This window comes from Neobacillus muris, from assembly GCF_943193175.1.
Lineage (GTDB): Bacteria > Bacillota > Bacilli > Bacillales > Cytobacillaceae > Neobacillus > Neobacillus muris.
On the sequence record NZ_CALPDF010000044.1, the window covers coordinates 1 to 19,488 of the forward strand.

Here is a 19,488-nt window from a genome sequence, read left to right on the forward strand (position 1 = left end):
TGTGGAGCTGACTGATACTAATCGATCGAGGACTTAACCAAAACGAAAAGCAGAGGCGACTGTTCAACTTCGACAGAAGTTAGGAGCCGCAGCTAGCCAAGTCTATGTAAAAGTGAACTCGAGTTTGCAAAAGTTTCTTCTGGAATATCCAGTTTTGAGGGAATGATGCCTTCAAACATTATAAGCATTTTATAAATATGCGGGTGTGGCGGAATCGGCAGACGCGCTAGATTCAGGTTCTAGTGGTAGTAATACCGTATGGGTTCAAGTCCCTTCACCCGCATCAAGCAATATGCGGAAGTAGTTCAGTGGTAGAACACCACCTTGCCAAGGTGGGGGTCGCGGGTTCGAATCCCGTCTTCCGCTTTTATATTTGCCGGGGTGGCGGAACTGGCAGACGCACAGGACTTAAAATCCTGCGGTAGGTGACTACCGTACCGGTTCGATTCCGGTCCTCGGCATCCTATTTCCGGGAAATAGCTCAGCTTGGTAGAGCACTACGTTCGGGACGTAGGGGTCGCAGGTTCAAATCCTGTTTTCCCGATCGCTGGGGTCTTAGATCAGCCGGGAGAGCGCTTGCTTCGCAAGCAAGAGGTCAGCGGTTCAATCCCGCTAGGCTCCATTTGGACTTTTATTTTGGCGGTGTAGCTCAGCTGGCTAGAGCGTACGGTTCATACCCGTAAGGTCGGGGGTTCGATCCCCTCCGCCGCTACCAATTAGCATTAGGCTATTTTTTTTTTTTGGAGGAATACCCAAGTCTGGCTGAAGGGATCGGTCTTGAAAACCGACAGGTGGGTTAAACCACGCGGGGGTTCGAATCCCTCTTCCTCCGCCATTAATTGGGAGGGGTAGCGAAGTGGCTAAACGCGGCGGACTGTAAATCCGCTCCCTCAGGGTTCGGCGGTTCGAATCCGTCCCCCTCCATCATTTATAGGGGCATAGTTTAAAGGTAGAACAAAGGTCTCCAAAACCTTTGGTGTGGGTTCGATTCCTGCTGCCCCTGCCATTTATATTTTAAATATTGAATTTGGGCCTATAGCTCAGCTGGTTAGAGCGCACGCCTGATAAGCGTGAGGTCGATGGTTCAAGTCCATTTAGGCCCACTACTATAAAATTCCGAGCTTTTTCTATAGCTTGGAATTTTTTTCTAAACACTTATTCATGATGACAAAACAATGAAAAAAGTGTAAATTCTGTCGTCATGACAGTATTACACCGGCAGTCTTTTAAGCTAAAATTATCCTTCCTATATTTCAGCAACATCCATTAAAATTTCTCATAATTAGCCCCTATTAGGAAATCCTAAAGAAAAAAATGGAGGATTCCTAATGCCTGAACTTCCAGAAATGGAAAACTATAAAATCCACTTAAACAATAAAATCACCGGACAAACCATTACTGCTGTTGACGTTAACCGTATCAAATCCATTAATGTCAACCCTAATTTATTTAAAAAAACAGTCTCCAATCAAAAAGTATTAAATGTCAGCCGAAGAGGCAAACATTTGCTGTTTCACTTGCAAAACGGCCAAGTCCTTTTATTGCATCTGATGCTGGGAGGGTGGATGTATTTTGGCCAGGAAACAGATAAGCCAAAACGAACAATTCAGGTGCGTCTTTCATTTGGACACGAGCATCTATATTTTATTGGACTAAGGCTAGGGTATCTGCACCTTCACACACCGCAAGATGCAGAAAAAAAACTTTCACACCTAGGGCCAGAACCATTGGATCCCAGCTTTTCCGAAAATGAGTTTATGGATCGATTGAAGACAAAGCATGGGCGATTAAAAACAGCTTTGATTGATCAGGATTTCATTGCCGGCATCGGAAATTGCTATTCGGCAGAAATCTGCTTCCATGCCAAGATACTGCCCATAAAAGATATTGATGAACTCAATAATGCTGCAAAAAGCCAATTATATCAGTCCATGAAAACCGTTCTTTCAGAAGGCATCAGGTTAGGCGGTTACATGGAAAATCCCTTCTTTAAAGAAGATAAAAAGACAGGGGGGTTCCACAAGCATTGTCAAGTTTATGATCGGGAGGGCCAGACTTGCCAAAGATGCGGAGCAGTCATTGTGAAGGAAATGATCTCCTCACGAAAAACGTATTACTGCCTGAACTGTCAAAAATAAAAATTCTCGCCAATTCTGGCGATTTTTTTTTGTCTAGAATGAATAAATCAATTTTTAAAATAGTAGTTTCAGATTTTGTTTAAATAGTATATACTAAATGTAAATTAAGTATATCACAATTACAGTAAAACCAACGAATTAATCATAATTATTGTGTTTAAGGGGGTGGTGATAATTAAACTAAGCAAACGTCAGGATGAAATTTTGCAAATAGTAAAACAAAATGGGCCGATTACAGGAAAAGAAATTGCCGATAAACTTTCCGTGTCCAGAGCTGCATTAAGGCCTGATCTTGCTATTTTAACAATGTCAGGGAATTTAGAAGCGAGGCCAAGAGTTGGCTATTATTTCAATGAGAAGTATGAACTAAAGCAACAGGCCGAGCAGTTTATTCATCAGAAGGTAGCAAACTTTAAGGCGCATCCCATTGTGGTCGAAAACTCCACTTCCGTATACAACGCAATTGTTCAGCTTTTTTTAGAAGATGTAGGCACTTTGTATACAGTTGATTCCAAAGGGTATTTGGCTGGAGTGATTTCACGCAAGGATTTGCTTAGGGCGGCTCTTGGCAATAAGAATCTGCAAGAATTGCCTGTCAGTGTCATTATGACCAGAATGCCGAATATCATTACTATTTTCCCTGAGGAAACGTTATTAGAGGCAGCAAAAAAAATGATGAATTATCATATTGATTCCTTGCCCGTTGTAAAAGAAGTGGACCATCAAAAAAATACATATACGTTGTTAGGGAGAATTACCAAAACAACCATAACAAGAGCATATGTAGAAATCATGGAAGGCAAAACAGTCTAAGGGAGTTGCTGCAGTTGGTTCAGAGAGAAGTGGTGTATGTTGTTTCAGATTCAGTTGGGGAAACAGCTGAGTTTGTGGTAAAGGCAGTGGCAACACAGTTTAATGGCGGTCAGGTGGAAATCCGCCGCAGCTCTTATGTGGAAGATACAGAAGATATCGAGGATATGCTGATATTGGCCAAAAGAGACCAATCCATCATTGCCTATACGATTGTTATCCCTGATCTAAAGGATTATTTGGACAGGAGAGCGGACGAAGAAGGGATTACCGCCGTGGATTTGCTTAGTCCGTTGATGAATGCATTCGAGACAAAGTTTCATAAAGCGCCGCATCATCGGCCTGGACTGATGCGGAAATTGGATGAAGAGTATTTTCGTAAAATTGAGGCGATTGAATTTGCTGTTAAATACGACGACGGGCGCGACCCACGTGGAATTTTAAGGGCGGAAATTGTGTTAATCGGAGTATCCCGAACTTCCAAGACCCCATTGTCCATGTATCTGGCACATAAGCGTTTTAAGGTGGCGAATGTCCCACTGGTGCCGGAAGTGCCGCCGCCAGATGAGTTATATCAGGTGCCAAGGAAAAATTGTATCGGGTTAATCATCTCGCCAGATAAGTTAAATGAAATTCGGAAAGAGAGATTACGAGCTTTAGGATTAGCTTCACAAGCCAACTATGCCAGCTACCAACGAATTCTTGATGAGTTGGACTATGCAGAAAAAGTCATGAAACGTGTAGGCTGTCCTATCATTGACGTTTCCAATAAAGCGATTGAAGAAACGGCCGGTTTGATTTTGGATATCCTAAAAAAGGAGAGGAGTTAGTCAAAATGGAGAAATATGTTTATTTATTTCATGAAGGAAATGGAAATATGAGGGAGATGTTGGGGGGGAAAGGCGCAAATTTAGCGGAAATGACCCGGATTGGATTGCCAGTTCCATACGGTTTTACGATTACGACCCAGGCATGTAATGCTTACTATGAATCTAATAAAACTATCCCTGAATTGGTAGAAAAACAGACTCTGGAGGCTTTAACCCGATTAGAGGAAAAAATGGGCAAAAAATTGGGCCGTCCCGAAAACCCTTTGCTCGTTTCAGTGCGCTCCGGCTCCGTATTCTCGATGCCGGGGATGATGGATACTATTTTAAACCTTGGGATGAATGACGAAACGGTCGAAGGGGTAGCCGCATTAACTAACAATCCTCGGTTTGCCTATGATTCTTATCGCCGGTTTATCCAAATGTTCAGTAATGTGGTGCTCAATATAGATACTTTTTATTTTGAGCAGCTATTGGAGGAATATCGGGAGCAAAGGGGATATGTTTCCGATCCGGAATTGACTGCGGCAGATTGGCAGGATGTGATTGTTGGTTATAAAGAAATTGTTAAAAAGCATACAAGAAAGGAGTTTCCTCAGGATCCAAAAAAACAGCTGTTTCTCGCAATAAATGCGGTATTTGATTCTTGGAACAACCAGCGGGCGATGGTTTACCGCCGCTTGAATAAAATTCCTGATCATTTGGGAACAGCAGTAAACATCCAGAGTATGGTATTTGGCAACATGGGGAATGATTCCGGGACCGGTGTGGCGTTCACACGGAATCCATCGACAGGGGAACCAGCTCTTTATGGAGAGTACCTGATTAATGCCCAAGGGGAGGATGTGGTGGCAGGGATCCGCACGCCACAGCCAATTGCGGCCTTAAAGGACGATATGCCGGAAGTTTATCAGCAATTTGCAGAAACCAGCCATCGTTTGGAACAGCACTACAAGGAAATGCAGGACATCGAATTTACGGTGGAACGGGGAAAGCTATATATCCTGCAAACACGAAACGGCAAACGGACCGCACAGGCTGCCATCCGGATTGCCGTTGATATGGTAAATGAGGGGATCATCGACCGAAAGACGGCACTGCTTCATGTCGACCCGGATCAATTGAATCAATTGCTGCATCGGCGAATAGATGATTCGGCAGCACGAAAAGTATTGGCAAAGGGGCTGCCTGCGTCTCCAGGAGCTGCTACCGGCCAGGTGGTGTTTAACGCCGACGAAGCTGAACAGTTAGGAAATGAGGGCAAAAAGGTTATTCTAGTCCGGCCAGAAACGACTCCTGATGATATTCATGGAATTGTCGCTTCTCAAGCGGTCTTAACAAGCAGAGGCGGGATGACCAGCCATGCTGCGGTTGTAGCGCGCGGTATGGGGAAAGCTTGTATTTGCGGCTGCGAAGCCATCAAAATCGATTTGAAAGCCGGACAATTTACTGTTGGAGATACAGTGGTTAACTACCTCGATACCATTACGGTCGATGGTTCGACAGGTGAAATTATGCTGGGGGAAATCTCCATGATTGACCCGGAGTTATCGCCAGAATTTCAGCTATTGCTGGAATGGGCAGACCAAGAACGAAAAATCGGCGTACGTGCCAATGCAGATAATCCGGAGGATGCCAAGAAGGCTTTCGAATTCGGGGCTGAAGGGGTTGGCTTATGCCGAACAGAACACATGTTTATGGACCAGAAACGGATCCCAATTGTGCAAAAAATGATTTTGGCAGATAATGACTCAGAAAGAATGGAAGCACTTGCCCAGCTTTTACCCATGCAGCAAGGAGATTTTGAGGGGATCTTTGAAGCGATGCAGGGCTACCCCGTTACAATTCGATTATTAGACCCTCCGCTGCACGAATTCCTGCCTGATAAAGAGGAACTATTAGTGGAGGTTACAAAGCTGCAAATCTTGAACCCAGAATCAGAAGAATTGAAGCAAAAGGAGCAGTTATTAAAAAAGATCCGTCAATTAGATGAATTTAATCCAATGCTCGGACATCGAGGCTGCCGACTGGGTATGACTTATCCGGAAATTTATGAGATGCAGGCAAAAGCTATTTTCTATGCAGCAGCCATATTAGCAGAAAAAGGGATGGAAGTTCAGCCTGAAATCATGATTCCGTTAGTCGGGCATGTGAACGAACTAAAACAAATGCGCCAGCTGGTGATCGAATCAGCTTTACAAGTGCAAGAAGAAACAGGGAGAACCTTCCATTATACAATTGGCACCATGATTGAAATCCCCCGTGCGGCTCTTACAGCTGACAGAATTGCAGAGGCAGCTGACTTTTTCTCGTTTGGGACCAATGATTTAACGCAAACTACCTTCGGATATAGCCGGGATGATGCAGAGGGAAAATTTTTGCAATCATATATTGAAAATAAAGTGCTCCCGGAAAATCCGTTTGCTGTGTTAGACCAAGAGGGTGTTGGAAAGCTGGTTGAAACTGGCGTAAGGCTCGGCCGCTTGACCAAGCCTTCCTTAAAAACAGGAATCTGCGGTGAACATGGCGGAGAAAAGAGCTCGATTGATTTTTGTTATAAAACGGGATTAGATTATGTCAGCTGCTCACCTTACCGTGTACCGCTCGCACGCTTGGCTGCGGCACAGGCTACCATCCGCCATCAGCAAAATAAACAAGAAGTATATACAACAGCCTGACTAAGTTTCATATAGGGCGGTGCCGGGATGCACCGTCCTTTTTACGTGTGTGGCTTCGGTTTTTTGCAATCGGATGAGCTTCTGTAATTTTGCCTATACTATAAAAAAATTTAAAAGGAGGAATAATAAAATGGGAGCTATTGAACGAAACGGATACCGATTTGTGCCGGAATATAGTGTTATTCAACAAAAAGGAGCAATTCATGTTTATAATGAAGAGAAGTTTATTGAGGAGATCAAGTTTGAGTTTTCCGGGAATTTCCCTGAATTGGATCAAATTGAGGAACTAGTGGACCAATATTGCGAGCAGAACAAACAGTAAGGAACACTTGTTCGATTCATTAATCAATGCTATAATGTAACATGCAGTAGAATTAGACTTTTCAAGGGTGGGGCACATCTCCTGTCAGAAAGGAGGTGATGCTGTTTGACAGTCTATCAGGGATTAATGTTTGCGATTTCGTTCGCTAGTCTCATTGTCACCGTACTGTCGTTTCACCGAAAAAAATAATCCACCCTTGAGCCGGCAAGCATAAAAGGTGGATTTCTGCTCTATTCGCCGATCCCCAAACATGGGAAGTCAGCTATTGCAAAGCCGAGCGGTTTGCATGATGTCTGCTCGGTCTTTTTTACTATATGCGCTTCTATACGAACATTATACATAAGATGAAGATAAAAAGAAATGAAAATGTCAAAATAACTGGAGGGGCAAGGGATGAGCAAACTAACAGCAATTTACCCCCAGGCGGTAGAACATACGAAATTGAAAGTGTATGACGATATTGACCGCTATCTGGAGAGACAAGATACATTGCCTGATTTTACACAATATTTGTCAGACAGAGGCAGCTATCTTGAACAAATATGGGTCAATGTCTGGCTGAACAAATCGACCAATGACGTCCCAAAGAGCGAAAAAAAACAATTTTTAAACGACAAAGGATTTGAAGTCCAAGGTGTAGACCGGAAGCTGATTAACAAGCTGTTTCGCGATGAGATGAGGAGCTACCAACCGTTTGATGCCAAATCCTGGGTTTCGGATCAATTAGCCGGCAAGGATGAGGAATGGAGAGAACGTTACGAGAAGGCGAAAGAGGCTTATGTTGTCAGGGAAAAACAGAAAGAGTTGGAGGAGAAAAAGTCGGCGCTTCAGGATAAACTGACCAAGTCAGCGATTCGTATAATGGAGGACCACTATCAGTTTTTTTATTTGTATATCCGTTATTTTGCGGCCAAACAGTTAGCTTCTGATTTTAAAAACAATATTAAGTTTCAATCGATTGATCCTTCTGCCTTAGAGGAGAATTTGGCCGGTGAAGGCCGCTTTCATCCAGAAGCATATCGGACGGTGGGGCAATTTTTTAAAGAACTCACCGGGGAAATCCAATCAACCCTTGATTGGGGCAGAAGCTACTATGAATATGAAACGTATTTTTTTGTTTATGAAAGCTTAATCTCCGATTACATTTCGGAGCTCATTCCTGAAAAAATCATAGAGAATCTCCCAAATGAGTTGAAAGAGGAATTTTTCAAAACGAGTCAAGAGCCATTGACCGCTCCCTATATTAGAGGCACAATTTATGATTTAATCTATGACGTGTCAGGATATTACTTTGAGGACCTTCAAGATGAGTATCTTGCGGATCTGTTAAGGCTGGCAGACATTCCATTTGACCTGGAGGCGCATAAGCAAATATTAGAAAACGATATAAAAGAGCAGGAGAGAAGACAAGCGGAAGAATTGGCAGAAATCCAAAGGAGAAAAGAAGAAGAAGAGCGGATGATGCGGGACATCTTTGGAAAAGAGTATGACCCTTCACTCAAAGGCCAGGTCCGTTATGTTCTGCACATAGGGGACACCAATACCGGAAAAACCCATCATGCTCTCGAAAGAATGAAGCAGGCCGACAGCGGGTTGTATCTCGCGCCCTTAAGATTGCTTGCTCTAGAGGTGTATGACAAGCTAAATGCTGAAGGAACGCCATGCTCATTAAAAACAGGAGAAGAGGAAAAAATCATTCCTGATGCAAACCATATATCTTGCACGGTCGAAATGTTTCATGAAAAGGAATGCTATCAGGTGGTTGTCATTGATGAGGCCCAAATGATAACCGATAAGGACCGCGGCTTTTCCTGGTACAAGGCGATTACCAAAGCGAATGCCGAGGAGGTCCATATTATCGGCAGCCGCAACGCAAAACCGATGCTGCTTGATCTTCTGGGAGATTCTGAAATCTTGATAAATGAGTATAATCGGGAAACCCCGCTAGAAGTGGAGAACAAGGAATTTCATATTAAGCATGTGAAAAAGGGAGATGCTCTAATTTGTTTTTCCAGAAGAAGGGTTTTGGAGATGGCCTCTAGACTGCAAAATGATGGCCACTCTGTCAGCATGATTTATGGCAGCATGCCCCCTGAAACACGGAAAAAGCAAATTGAGGCGTTTAATGGAGGCAAGACCAAAGTCATTGTCGCCACGGATGCGATTGGCATGGGTCTTAACCTGCCAATACGGCGGATTGTTTTTTTGGAAAATGAAAAGTTTGACGGTACCAGAAGGCGGCTGTTAACCTCCCAAGAAGTGAAACAGATTGCAGGCCGGGCCGGCAGAAAAGGGATATACGATGTCGGAAAGGTTGCTTTCACAAGTGATATAAAAAAAATGCGAAATTTGCTGCTTCAGGAAGACAGGCCGGTCCACACATTTGCGATCGCACCTACCAATGGAGTATTCGAACGGTTTCAAAGATATTATCATGATTTAGGGACATTCTTTCAGCTATGGGGAAAATTCGAAAGCCCTAAAGGGACAAAAAAAGCCTCTCTTTTTGAGGAAAAACAGCTATATGAAAGAATTGCCGGGACAGAAATCGAAGCAAGGCTCTCCTTAACGGATTTATATGGCTTTTTGCATCTGCCATTCTCCCAAAACGAACCAGCATTGATGAACCAATGGGAGTCATCCATGTATGCCATTGTCCAGGGAAGTGAGCTGCCAGAGCCCGTTGTAAAAGAGGGCAGTCTGGAGGAACTGGAGCTCAGCTATAAGGCGATCGGCCTTCATTTATTATTTTTGTATCGATTGGGAGAACGGACGGAAGCCATGTATTGGGAACGGCTGCGTCTCGAAATGAGTGACAAAGTCCAGGAACGGTTAGGAACCGATATCAGGAAGTTTGTGAAAAAATGCAGAAACTGCGGGAAGAAGCTGCCATGGGATCATCCGTTTCCCACTTGTGACGCCTGCTATAGGGCAAAATATCGAAAATACTGGTATGACGATTTCAATGAACAATAAGCGGCTAATAAAATATGGGGCTGTCTCAGAAGTAAAGAGCCAGCCCTGTTTTTTGTTGAAGGATCATTTTTTAGCTAAATCAGTTGGTTCATTAATAAAAAATGAAAGATTCGAACTATACTGATAATGTCCTTTCCGTGTCACGCCCCGCATGGTAAACTGGAGAAAAACGAAAGGCTGGAAAATGAATCGATGACAACTTCTGGTTATATAGATGAGGAAATGAACAGAGCCTTCCTGGAAAAACAGTTGAATTCTTTCATTCAAAATTGTGCTGGTCTTCAGGGAGCGATTGCTGGGATTAGTATTCGGTCTGTGGCAGACGGAGAGATTATTTACCAGCATCAGGGTGATATCCGGCTTCGTCCAGCATCCAATATGAAACTGTTTACAGGCGCAGCAGCACTTCAGCTACTAGGTGAGAGGTATTCATTTTCCACCGAAATCTACCGCAGCGGAACTATTCAAAATCATATCCTTAATGGCGATCTCTTTTTAAAAGGGAAAGGGGACCCGACTCTGCAAAAGGGAGATTTTGACAAAATGGGGGAAGCACTGCACAGCCAAGGTATTCATAAGATTGAAGGAAACCTGATTGGCGATGACTCCTGGTATGATCGTGTCCGTTATTCCCAAGACCTGACGTGGACAGATGAAACGTTCTATTATGGAGCGCAAGTCTCTGCATTAACAGTCTCCCCAACCCCGGATTATGATGCCGGTGCCGTCGAAATTACGCTTACTCCCGGATTGCATGCAGGAGACCAAGTCCAAGTGGAGGTCACGCCTAAAACCGATTTCGTCCAAATCATGAATGAGGCGGTAACCGTTGATCAGGGAGAAGCAGAAATTAACTTTGAGCGGGTCCATGCCGAGAATATAATTTTGATTAAAGGGACCTTGCCAATAGGTTCAGAGGAACTGAAGGAAGGGATTGCGGTTTGGGATCCAACTCGATTCGCGCTGACTCTTTTTAAACGATCATTAGAAGAACGCGGCATTGAAGTGACAGGGAGCCTGGAATCGGATATTGTGCCTGAGACAGCTGTAAAGGTATACTCCCGCCATTCGATTCCATTATCTCAACTGCTTGTCCCATTTATGAAATTAAGCAACAACACTCACGCAGAAATTTTTATCAAGGAAATGGGAAAAGTGGCTAAAGGGGAGGGCAGCTGGGAAAAAGGATTAGAGGTTTTAACGGAAGAGATTAGGAAATTTGGAGTTAATACGGAGACACTGGTTATCAGGGACGGGTCAGGCGTTTCCCATGTTAACCTGATTTCAGCCAATGAAATTTCCAGACTGCTTTTTAATGTTCAAAAAGCGGAATGGTTTCCTTCCTATCTGCATTCACTACCGGCAGCTGGGGAGCCTGAAAAAATGGAAGGCGGCACCCTTCGAAACCGTATGGAGAATTTGCAGGGAAAGGTTAAAGCCAAAACGGGGACGATCACGACCGTCAGCACATTATCAGGTTATGTCACGGCGAATAGTGGAAAAACACTGATTTTTTCGATCATGTTAAATAATCTGCTGGATGAAGAAAAGGGTAAAGAAGTCGAGGACCAAATTGTCCAGCTTATTGTTGACTCCTATTAAATTCCGGGTGTAAACATGAGATTTTTTCAGCCTAAAGGGAATATAAAATAATATGGCGATAAATATAATCCAAGAAAGGCTGAAGACTTCTTCATGAAAAAAATGGTTTCTTTTTTACTCATATTCTTTATGTTTATAAGTATTTCCGTTCTGCCATCTTCTGGACATGCTATTCAGGAGGGATCATTTGAAAGCAAAATCGATCAATTGGCAGCTGCTTCCCCTGATTTGCAGGGAGCGATTGCCGGGATAAGTATACGAAATGCCGCAGATGGCAGCGTGATTTACCAGCACCTTGGCGATGTCCGTCTGCGCCCAGCCTCCAATATGAAGTTGTTAACAGCTGCCGCAGCCCTTAATGTGCTGGGAGAGGCTTATACCTTTCCTACCGAGGTGTATCGGGATGGGGTGATCAAATCGAATATCCTCCGAGGTGACCTCTATCTTAAAGGAAAAGGTGATCCGACATTAATGAAGTCTGACTTTGATCAAATGGCGGAAGACCTGAAAAAGCGGGGGATCAAAAAGGTAAAGGGAAATTTAGTGGGCGATGATACTTGGTATGATGATGTCCGCTATTCCCTTGATTTGCCATGGAGTGATGAAACGACCTATTATGGTGCGCAAATATCCGCTTTGACAGCTTCGCCAACAACGGATTATGATGCTGGTGCAGTGGAAATAAAAATGCGCCCAGGTTCAAAATCGGGTGAAAAGGTCATGGTAACTATTACCCCAAAAACCAATTATGTCAAAATAATTAATAGAACCGAAACGGTTGATGAAAAAGGAAAAAAGAAAATAAAGATTGAGAGGGAGCATGCTAAAAATACAATCGTGATTGATGGAACCCTGCCGCTTGGTTCAAATTCTATTAAAGAATGGGTCGGGGTTTGGGACCCTACCCGGTATGCCCTTACCCTTTTTAAGCAATCATTGGCTGAAAAAGGCATCCAAGTAAGCGGAAAAATCAAGACGGGCATGGTGCCGGCGGAGGCGCAGCTGATGCTGGCACATCAGTCTATGCCCTTGTCCAAACTGCTGGTCCCTTTTATGAAATTAAGCAATAATACCCATGCGGAAATCTTAATCAAGGAAATGGGAAAAGTGGCCAAAGGGGAGGGGAGCTGGGAAAAAGGGATAGAAGTATTGGAGGAGGAGCTGGTGAAGTTTGGGGTGGATCCCCATTCAATGGTGATTCGGGATGGTTCAGGTGTTTCTCATGTGGACCTCGTACCGGCTAATCAAATTTCTCAGCTGCTGTTTTCCATTCAAAGTGCAAAATGGTTTCCTGCTTACCTCAACTCTCTGCCTGTTGCAGGTGCGAGCGATAAAATGGTCGGGGGTACGCTGCGCAGCCGGATGAAGACGACAGATGTCCAAGGCAAGGTGAAAGCCAAAACCGGGACGATTTCAACGGTACGTTCATTATCAGGTTATGTCACGACGAATAGCGGGCAAACGGTTATTTTTTCCATTTTGTTAAATAATCTGCTGGATGATGAGAAGAAGAACTACATCGAAGACCAAATTGTCAGGATCATCGCGGAATAGGATTGCACTTGACTGAAAAGCAGGAAAGAAAATTTCGAGGGCAGGCTCTACGTGACTGAAAAGGAGAAAAAATCGAAATAGGGTAACATAGACACATTCTACCTGGCCTAAAACCAAAAAGAGATCAGGATTCTCCAGGAAATGGGTGGAGTCCTCTTCTTTATGAAAATTTTCAATATTGATTTTACTATAAAGATAATTTATAACTGATATAAAAGAGAGTGTGCGGAAGGCAAGTGGAGAGGAACATGAAAACAATAAATGAGCAGGGACCATTACTATCGGAACGGTTTGAGGTGGCATTTAATCAGGTGCATGATGCATTAAGGGACATTGTCCAAATAAACGATGATAGATTCATCGTCTTGCTGAAGACGGGGGCAAAGAGGTACCAGATCATTGAAACATTTAAGAAAGACCTTGAACAATATGCCAAACTCCGGAATGCGATTGTCCATGAAAAAATGGAAATTGGCTACTATATCGCCGAACCGAATGCAAAAGTGGTCCATCATATTGAACAAATCGCAAATATTTTCAGCCGCCCTAAATATGCCCTTTCCATTGCTTCAAAGAAAGTGGTTTTTTTCGATTACCGTGATCGTATTTTAAAGGTAACAGCTGCCATTAAGAAGCATGGGCTATCCAAGTTTCCCGTGTATAAAAATAACCGTTGTGCCGGGCTTTTAACAGCCGGATCGGTCGTCAAATGGATGGCCGCCAACATGGAGACAGGGGTAGTGAATTTGACCAATACTCATGTTTCAGATATTATGATGTTTGAAAAAGAACATCGCATTCAGTTTGTTTCAAAAGAGGTTAATATCTTTGAAGTGGAAACTATTTTTGAAGAATCCCATAAGAGCAAGAAGAAGCTTGAAGCCGTCGTCATCACAGAAACCGGAAAATGGGACGAAAAGCCATTAGGGATTATTACTCCATGGGACCTGATCGAAATAGATTATCAGCTTTATTAAGAGAAGGAGCATTCATATGAGTATGCTCCTTCGTTTGCGTTATGGCTGGTTATCAAAATCGAATTCACTTAATTGGTCCATGTGGCTGGCAATCATCGCAATAATCGTGCTTGCTTCTTCCTTGCTGAAAATGAAATGTGATTCATCCTTTATTAATTCATCCTCCGTGGTCCAAACACGATTGACCCGCTTAAGGACACCATCTCCTGTCTCCTCCACAATGCCGAATTGATAAGTAATTTCCACCTCATCCTTATGCTTAAACGCCGTTACTTCAGGAGTAGACCATTCGATATCAATTTCCTCAAATATCTCATCACGGTTATCCTGTTCCGCCTCATAATATTCCTCATCGTCCTCGCCGGCTAGCTCGTTGCCATATTCTAATAATTCCCTATCACCCTCATCATCTGAATCGAGATAGGCCCCGTCAGAGCTAAATTGGTCCTCACCATTTATGTAATCATGAAGACTTTCATGGACTTCCTCAATGATGTCCTCAATGTCTGAAAGGATGATTTTGACTGAATTGCCCCGATCAACGTCAAAGGAATCAATATAAAACTCTTCGTTGTCCGGGTCAAAGAATAGGGTGCAAAAATAGTCCCGTCCCAGTTCTTCTGTCTCTTCATCTGCTGTCTCTACAAAAAACTCGATTCTTGGATGCTTGGCAGCCCGTTCAATGGTCATATGGCCAATTTGGTCATATTCTTCACATATGGACTCCAAGTGATCTTGTAACTCCCCGCACACACGGTCAAACCACTCTAATGACATCCGTACCTCATCCTTTCAATCGTAATCGAGGTTATTATTTCCAACCATTCAATTATTATGTTTTATGGAGGTGCTAATCCTATTATTGCTTGAATATGTTCTGGAAGCAGTTTCCATTGAATGTTAGACAATCATTTACTAGGGCTTTATAATAAAAGGGTACAGCAAAATAGCTGGGTGGCGGCGGCACTCCTTTTTAGAAAGGGGGTGACGCCTGATGCTGACTGTCTACGAAGGAATCAGTCTGATGATTGGTTTTGGAAGTTTAGTCGTAGCGGTTATTGCAGTTGTTATTTCTCATAAAAAGAAATAACCCACCCCGCTCTTGAGCCAAGTTGGGTGGATTATTTCTCCCTCTGTGCCGCTGCACTTTGCAGTTGCTGTACAAGAGCCTCCGGCCCGCCAGCCGGGGTTCTTTTTAGTATATGGTGCTTATAAGTTAATTATATATAGAGAATAAAGGGAAGTAAAGGAATCGTTATGCGGGTTTATCTTGCATAGCATTGAGTACTTTTATAAAATGATACTAAAGTGTATTATAACAGATTTTTCTTCCTAACGGCAGTTTTCTACAGTCTGCCGTTTTATTAGCTGAATTGTATTCAGAAAATTGTAAAAAATATCAAGCAAGGGAGAGGAATAATGGTTACAGATGAACTGATTTCCAGGCTAAGCACTGTTAATCCAGAAATTCAGATTGACAGTGGAATCATGAGTAAACATCCATTAGGAAATAATGGGATGGTTGCCGTTTATCCACAAACCGAAGCCGAAATTGCTGGCGTCCTTAAATTTGCCAATGACAATGTGAAAAAGGTGGCTGTTATTGGCGGCGGCACAAAAAGAGGTTTCGGGGGATCAGAAGAGGAGTCAGCTGATATTTTGCTGTCGATGGCAAACTTTAAAGGGGTTGTCGAACATACAATCGGAGATATGACCTTAACGATCAAAGCCGGGACCCCCTTTAAAGAGGTTCAGGATTTTTTGGAAGGATGCAATCAAAAAATTCCGCTTGATCCATATACCCCGAAATATGCCACCATCGGCGGAGTAGTTGCCGCCAATGACAGCGGTCCTAAACGGCTGGGTTACGGCTCTGCTCGTGATGCAGTGATCGGTATGCGGGTCGTTTACCCTGATGGTACGGTGATCCGTACTGGAGGAAAAACGGTCAAGAATGTAGCAGGATATGATTTTAATAAATTGTTTATCGGGTCAATGGGAACCCTTGGCGTCATCTCAGAAATTACCTTCAAACTAAGACCCTTGCAGAAATATGAGAATCTTGTATTCATCACCTTCCCAGATGGCAGTCTCGAAGAAGTTTATGCCTTTACTGTCCGCCTCCTTGATACAATCATGGAACCCATTTCACTCGAACTGTTTAGCCCTGCTTTAGCAGAGAAATTAACTGGGCGTTCTTGTTATACGCTTGCCGTCAGCTTTGAAGATGTGGAAAGCGCTGTCAAGTATCAGGTTGAATTGGTTGAAAGTCTAAAACCGATTAAATCCATTGTAACCGTTAAAGAATCCAAAGATGCACAAGAATTCTGGAGTGCCGTAGCAAATTTGCCGCCAAGCGGCGTTGAAGACGCGATGGAGCAGGGAATCAGGGCTTCAGTAAAATTGGGCGTAAAAAACTTAGATGTCATTAAGGTTATAAAACAAACCCAATTGCTCCAAGATACCCATCATCTCCTGGCAGAGTCTCATGGCGGTCTAGGGCACGGCATTGTTCGTGTCTATCTGACAGGAGCGGGCGATGACGTGGTATCGGCGATAAAAGCCTTGAGGGCAATCGCGGAAGCATTCGGTGGAAATGCTGTGGTGACCCATTTGCCGTTTGACCTTCGCCAGCAAATCGATGTGTGGGGGAAAAAAACCGCTTATTTTTTCCTGTTTGAGGGCATAAAGTCAAAAATCGACCCGAAACGGATACTGAATCCAAAACGTTTTGTAGGAGGGATATAAGATGGGGCTGCCTGAACCGGACCTAAACCTGCCTTGTGCCAATTCGGGTTTAGGAAATTACTTATGGAGCGACCCGCCTAAAGAATATAAATGGGCGGATTGTGTTCACTGCGGCTTATGCTTGGAAGCTTGTCCAACGTATGAGCAATTAGGGCAGGAGCAGCATTCACCGCGGGGCCGCGTTCACCTGATCAAATCGGTCGCTGAAGGTAAGCTGAAGGTCAATGAAGCGTTTGCCGACCCTGTATTCCAATGCTTGGATTGCCGGGCCTGTACCACTGCTTGCCCGGCAAACGTCGATGTCGGAGGTTTGATTGAGGAAGCTAGAGGACAAGTCAGGCAGGCGCTGCCGCTGACAGGATGGAAAGCGCTGACCAGCAAGTTTTTTCTAGAAACCTTATTTCCCCATCACAAACGCTTAGAGGCAGCGGGAGGTCTATTGAAATTTTATCAAAAAATCGGTCTGCAAAAAGTGGTCAGGAAAACCGGTCTGATTCATATGATGCCAGAGCATTTAGTTGAAATGGAAGCGATTATGCCCAAGATCAAATCTTCGGTTCGAAAGAAATACAAGAATGTCAACATCATTAAGGCAAAAGGGAATACTCAGCATCAAGTGGCCATGCTGACAGGCTGCATTATGGATGTCATGTTCAGCGATGTCAATGAGGCAACGATAAATGTATTAACACGAAATGGAAATGATGTGTTGATTCCTAAAAAACAAACCTGCTGCGGAGCCCTGCATGTTCATGCCGGGGACCGGGAAATGGGACGGAAGCTGGCCAAACAAAATATTGAAGCATTTGAAAGGACAGATAAGGTCATTGTCAATGCTGCCGGCTGCGGCTGTATGCTGAAGGAATATCCGGAATTATTCCATGAAGAACCGGAATGGTATGTGCGGGCACAAGAATTTTCTGCAAAGGTCGAGGATATCTCAAAATATCTTCATGACACTGGTTATGAGATTCCCAAGGCCGAATTAAAAACAAGGATAACCTATCATGATGCTTGCCATCTTGCACATGGGCAGGGCATTCGCGATGAGCCGCGTGACTTGCTTTTGCACATTCCAGGAGTCGAAATGGTGCATATGGCTAATGCTGACCGGTGCTGCGGCAGTGCTGGAATTTATAACTTGACCCATCCCGAGATGGCTTCGGCGGTATTGGAAAGCAAAATGGCGAATGTGCCAGAGGACGTTGAGATGATTTCAATGGGCAACCCGGGCTGTATGCTGCAAATGGCAGCCGGTGTCCAGAAGTACGGAAGGAACCAAAGGGTAGTGCATACAGTACAGCTGCTCGATTGGGCTTATCAAAAGGAAGACCGACAGGGAGGGAAGTCTGATGGGACGAAATAACTGGGAATCTAGGGATCCTCATATTTTTAACCTGGCAAAACTAGTGTCCGGACCGAACTCCATATTATACAAACACGAAGACCTAGTGGCTTATGATTGTGACGGGTTCACGATTGAGAGGCATTTGCCTCGGGCGGTTGTTTTTCCAAAAAACACGGAAGAGGTATCGATGATTGTTCAATATTGCTCAGAAAATGAGCTTCCATTTTTGGCCCGTGGAGCCGGAACAGGACTAAGCGGCGGAGCTGTTCCATTAAATCGCGAAGTCATCATCAGTATGGTGCGGATGAAACGGCTATTGGAAGTGGATTTAGAAAATCGCCGCGCGGTCGTTGAGCCTGGCTTTGTCAATCTGAAGCTGACCAATTCGGTTTCTGAAAGAGGCTATTACTACGCTCCAGATCCCTCGAGTCAGTACGCCTGTACAATTGGGGGAAATGTGGCAGAAAATGCCGGCGGAGCCCATTGTTTAAAATATGGGGTAACGACCAACCATATATTGGGCCTAGAGGTCGTCCTGCCAAATGGCGATGTCATTGAAATTGCACCAAATGGCATTCCTGATTTTCCTGGGTATGATCTGCTCGGTTTGTTGACTGGTTCGGAAGGAACCTTGGGGATTGTTACCAAGATAACGGTGCGAATTTTAAAAAGTCCTCAGGCAAGGCAAACTGTGTTGGCCTACTTTGACCGGGTTCAAGATGGAAGCCAGGCGGTTTCAGACATTATTTCCTCCGGGATTGTCCCCGCTGCCCTTGAAATGATGGATAAGGTGGCTATTGAGGGAGTGGAAGCGGCGGCTTTCCCGGTCGGCCATCCAAAAGATATTGCCGCTGTTTTATTGATCGAGGTGGATGGGATTGCTGCAGGGATTGACGAGCAGATTCAGATGATTTTGGATGTTTGCAAAAAAAGTCATGTTCGTGAGGTAAAAGTGGCAAAGGATGAAGCAGAACGGGCACGCTGGTGGGCTAACCGCAAGACCGGTTTTGGGGCGATGGGGGCGATCTCTCCCGATTACTTAGTACAAGACGGTGTCATCCCCAGGAGCAAGCTGCCTGAAGTATTAGAGCGGATTCATCAAATAAGTGAAGAATCAGGATTGCGGATTGCGAACATTTTTCATGCTGGGGATGGGAATCTTCATCCGTTGGTTCTGTTTGATTCGAGAGTGCCGGGAGAAACGGAAAAAGCGATCCAGGCGGGCAGTGCTTGTTTAAAGGCTTGTGCGGATGCGGGCGGATCGATTACCGGTGAACATGGGGTAGGGATTGAAAAGATGGAAGAAATGCGCTTTGTCTTTACTGATGATGAAATAAAAGCGCAAACCGATATTCGGGATGTTTTCAATCCAGAACGGCTGTTAAATGCCGGCAAGCTGTTCCCAACCCCGAGTCGTTGTTCGGAGATGAAGCAGGAACTGAAGAAAGCGGAGACTGCAAGGTAGATGATTATATTTTGCTGAGTAAATAATGTTTTTTGAGCCCCTT

The 19,488-nt window shown here is 44.1% G+C and carries 14 protein-coding genes and 10 tRNA genes; 23 read left to right on the plus strand and 1 reads right to left on the minus strand.

What is annotated here, in order from left to right:
• Positions 1–199 precede the first annotated feature (199 nt).
• The 19 genes from NFS43_RS20330 to NFS43_RS20420 all read left to right on the plus strand — a co-directional run bounded on the left by NFS43_RS20330 (position 200) and on the right by NFS43_RS20420 (position 13,884).
• A tRNA-Leu gene (locus NFS43_RS20330) sits at positions 200–283 on the plus strand.
• 11 nt (positions 284–294) lie between these two features.
• Positions 295–366: transfer RNA gene (locus tag NFS43_RS20335), tRNA-Gly, on the plus strand.
• Between the two features lie 9 nt (positions 367–375).
• Positions 376–461, plus strand: a tRNA-Leu gene (locus tag NFS43_RS20340).
• A 9-nt stretch (positions 462–470) separates the two neighbouring features.
• Positions 471–544, plus strand: a tRNA-Pro gene (locus tag NFS43_RS20345).
• A 5-nt stretch (positions 545–549) separates the two neighbouring features.
• Positions 550–622: transfer RNA gene (locus tag NFS43_RS20350), tRNA-Ala, on the plus strand.
• 16 nt (positions 623–638) lie between these two features.
• Positions 639–715, plus strand: a tRNA-Met gene (locus NFS43_RS20355).
• Between the two features lie 27 nt (positions 716–742).
• Positions 743–835 (plus strand) — tRNA-Ser (locus tag NFS43_RS20360).
• Positions 836–842: 7 nt separating this feature from the next.
• Positions 843–924, plus strand: a tRNA-Tyr gene (locus tag NFS43_RS20365).
• 8 nt (positions 925–932) lie between these two features.
• Positions 933–1,006: transfer RNA gene (locus tag NFS43_RS20370), tRNA-Trp, on the plus strand.
• A 23-nt stretch (positions 1,007–1,029) separates the two neighbouring features.
• Positions 1,030–1,103, plus strand: a tRNA-Ile gene (locus tag NFS43_RS20375).
• A 225-nt stretch (positions 1,104–1,328) separates the two neighbouring features.
• Positions 1,329–2,138, plus strand: coding sequence for a bifunctional DNA-formamidopyrimidine glycosylase/DNA-(apurinic or apyrimidinic site) lyase (gene mutM / locus NFS43_RS20380; protein WP_251554630.1), 810 nt, complete (start codon positions 1,329–1,331; stop codon positions 2,136–2,138).
• A gap of 168 nt (positions 2,139–2,306) precedes the next feature.
• Positions 2,307–2,951, plus strand: a complete 645-nt coding sequence (ccpN, locus tag NFS43_RS20385) for a transcriptional regulator CcpN (protein WP_277613985.1) — start codon at positions 2,307–2,309, stop codon at positions 2,949–2,951.
• Positions 2,952–2,965: 14 nt separating this feature from the next.
• Positions 2,966–3,778, plus strand: coding sequence for a pyruvate, water dikinase regulatory protein (locus tag NFS43_RS20390; protein WP_251554632.1), 813 nt, complete (start codon positions 2,966–2,968; stop codon positions 3,776–3,778).
• A gap of 5 nt (positions 3,779–3,783) precedes the next feature.
• The gene (gene ppdK / locus NFS43_RS20395; protein WP_251554633.1) at positions 3,784–6,453 is read left to right on the plus strand and encodes a pyruvate, phosphate dikinase; all 2,670 of its coding nucleotides are present in this window, start codon (positions 3,784–3,786) and stop codon (positions 6,451–6,453) included.
• Positions 6,454–6,583: 130 nt separating this feature from the next.
• Entirely contained in the window at positions 6,584–6,775 is a 192-nt protein-coding gene (locus NFS43_RS20400) for a YbxH family protein (RefSeq protein ID WP_251554635.1), read from the plus strand.
• Positions 6,776–7,168: 393 nt separating this feature from the next.
• Entirely contained in the window at positions 7,169–9,751 is a 2,583-nt protein-coding gene (locus NFS43_RS20405; RefSeq protein ID WP_251554636.1) for a DEAD/DEAH box helicase, read from the plus strand.
• A gap of 192 nt (positions 9,752–9,943) precedes the next feature.
• Complete coding sequence (gene dacB / locus NFS43_RS20410; protein WP_251554637.1) at positions 9,944–11,353, plus strand: D-alanyl-D-alanine carboxypeptidase/D-alanyl-D-alanine endopeptidase; 1,410 nt, start codon at positions 9,944–9,946, stop codon at positions 11,351–11,353.
• A 93-nt stretch (positions 11,354–11,446) separates the two neighbouring features.
• The gene (dacB, locus tag NFS43_RS20415) at positions 11,447–12,907 is read left to right on the plus strand and encodes a D-alanyl-D-alanine carboxypeptidase/D-alanyl-D-alanine endopeptidase (RefSeq protein ID WP_251554638.1); all 1,461 of its coding nucleotides are present in this window, start codon (positions 11,447–11,449) and stop codon (positions 12,905–12,907) included.
• 248 nt (positions 12,908–13,155) lie between these two features.
• Positions 13,156–13,884: a CBS domain-containing protein gene (locus NFS43_RS20420; RefSeq protein ID WP_251554639.1), complete on the plus strand. Its 729-nt coding sequence runs from the start codon at positions 13,156–13,158 to the stop codon at positions 13,882–13,884.
• Between the two features lie 39 nt (positions 13,885–13,923).
• On the opposite strand, the gene NFS43_RS20425 is transcribed toward NFS43_RS20420, so the two are convergent.
• A complete protein-coding gene (locus tag NFS43_RS20425) occupies positions 13,924–14,661 on the minus strand; it encodes a hypothetical protein (RefSeq protein ID WP_251554640.1) in 738 nt (245 codons plus the stop codon).
• 217 nt (positions 14,662–14,878) lie between these two features.
• Between NFS43_RS20425 and NFS43_RS20430 the strand changes: the two genes are divergently transcribed.
• The 4 genes from NFS43_RS20430 (at position 14,879) to NFS43_RS20445 (ending at position 19,445) form a co-directional block, all read left to right on the plus strand.
• Complete coding sequence (locus tag NFS43_RS20430; RefSeq protein ID WP_235714641.1) at positions 14,879–14,974, plus strand: putative holin-like toxin; 96 nt, start codon at positions 14,879–14,881, stop codon at positions 14,972–14,974.
• A gap of 329 nt (positions 14,975–15,303) precedes the next feature.
• Entirely contained in the window at positions 15,304–16,632 is a 1,329-nt protein-coding gene (locus NFS43_RS20435) for an FAD-binding oxidoreductase (protein ID WP_251554641.1), read from the plus strand.
• Between the two features lies 1 nt (position 16,633).
• Positions 16,634–17,998, plus strand: coding sequence for a (Fe-S)-binding protein (locus NFS43_RS20440; RefSeq protein ID WP_251554642.1), 1,365 nt, complete (start codon positions 16,634–16,636; stop codon positions 17,996–17,998).
• Entirely contained in the window at positions 17,985–19,445 is a 1,461-nt protein-coding gene (locus tag NFS43_RS20445; RefSeq protein ID WP_251554643.1) for an FAD-linked oxidase C-terminal domain-containing protein, read from the plus strand. The genes NFS43_RS20440 and NFS43_RS20445 overlap by 14 nt, the downstream gene beginning before the upstream one ends.
• The last annotated feature ends 43 nt before the right edge of the window (positions 19,446–19,488 follow it).

Excerpts from the sequence above, each read along its gene's own strand:
- mutM (WP_251554630.1), top strand. The coding sequence starts at position 1,329 with ATGCCTGAACTTCCAGAAATGGAAAACTATAAAATCCACTTAAACAAT.
- ppdK (WP_251554633.1), top strand. The coding sequence starts at position 3,784 with ATGGAGAAATATGTTTATTTATTTCATGAAGGAAATGGAAATATGAGG.
- NFS43_RS20400 (WP_251554635.1), top strand. The coding sequence starts at position 6,584 with ATGGGAGCTATTGAACGAAACGGATACCGATTTGTGCCGGAATATAGT.
- NFS43_RS20405 (WP_251554636.1), top strand. The coding sequence starts at position 7,169 with ATGAGCAAACTAACAGCAATTTACCCCCAGGCGGTAGAACATACGAAA.
- dacB (WP_251554637.1), top strand. The coding sequence starts at position 9,944 with ATGACAACTTCTGGTTATATAGATGAGGAAATGAACAGAGCCTTCCTG.
- dacB (WP_251554638.1), top strand. The coding sequence starts at position 11,447 with ATGAAAAAAATGGTTTCTTTTTTACTCATATTCTTTATGTTTATAAGT.
- NFS43_RS20420 (WP_251554639.1), top strand. The coding sequence starts at position 13,156 with ATGAAAACAATAAATGAGCAGGGACCATTACTATCGGAACGGTTTGAG.
- NFS43_RS20425 (WP_251554640.1), bottom strand. The coding sequence starts at position 14,661 with ATGTCATTAGAGTGGTTTGACCGTGTGTGCGGGGAGTTACAAGATCAC.
- NFS43_RS20430 (WP_235714641.1), top strand. The coding sequence starts at position 14,879 with ATGCTGACTGTCTACGAAGGAATCAGTCTGATGATTGGTTTTGGAAGT.
- NFS43_RS20435 (WP_251554641.1), top strand. The coding sequence starts at position 15,304 with ATGGTTACAGATGAACTGATTTCCAGGCTAAGCACTGTTAATCCAGAA.
- NFS43_RS20440 (WP_251554642.1), top strand. The coding sequence starts at position 16,634 with ATGGGGCTGCCTGAACCGGACCTAAACCTGCCTTGTGCCAATTCGGGT.
- NFS43_RS20445 (WP_251554643.1), top strand. The coding sequence starts at position 17,985 with ATGGGACGAAATAACTGGGAATCTAGGGATCCTCATATTTTTAACCTG.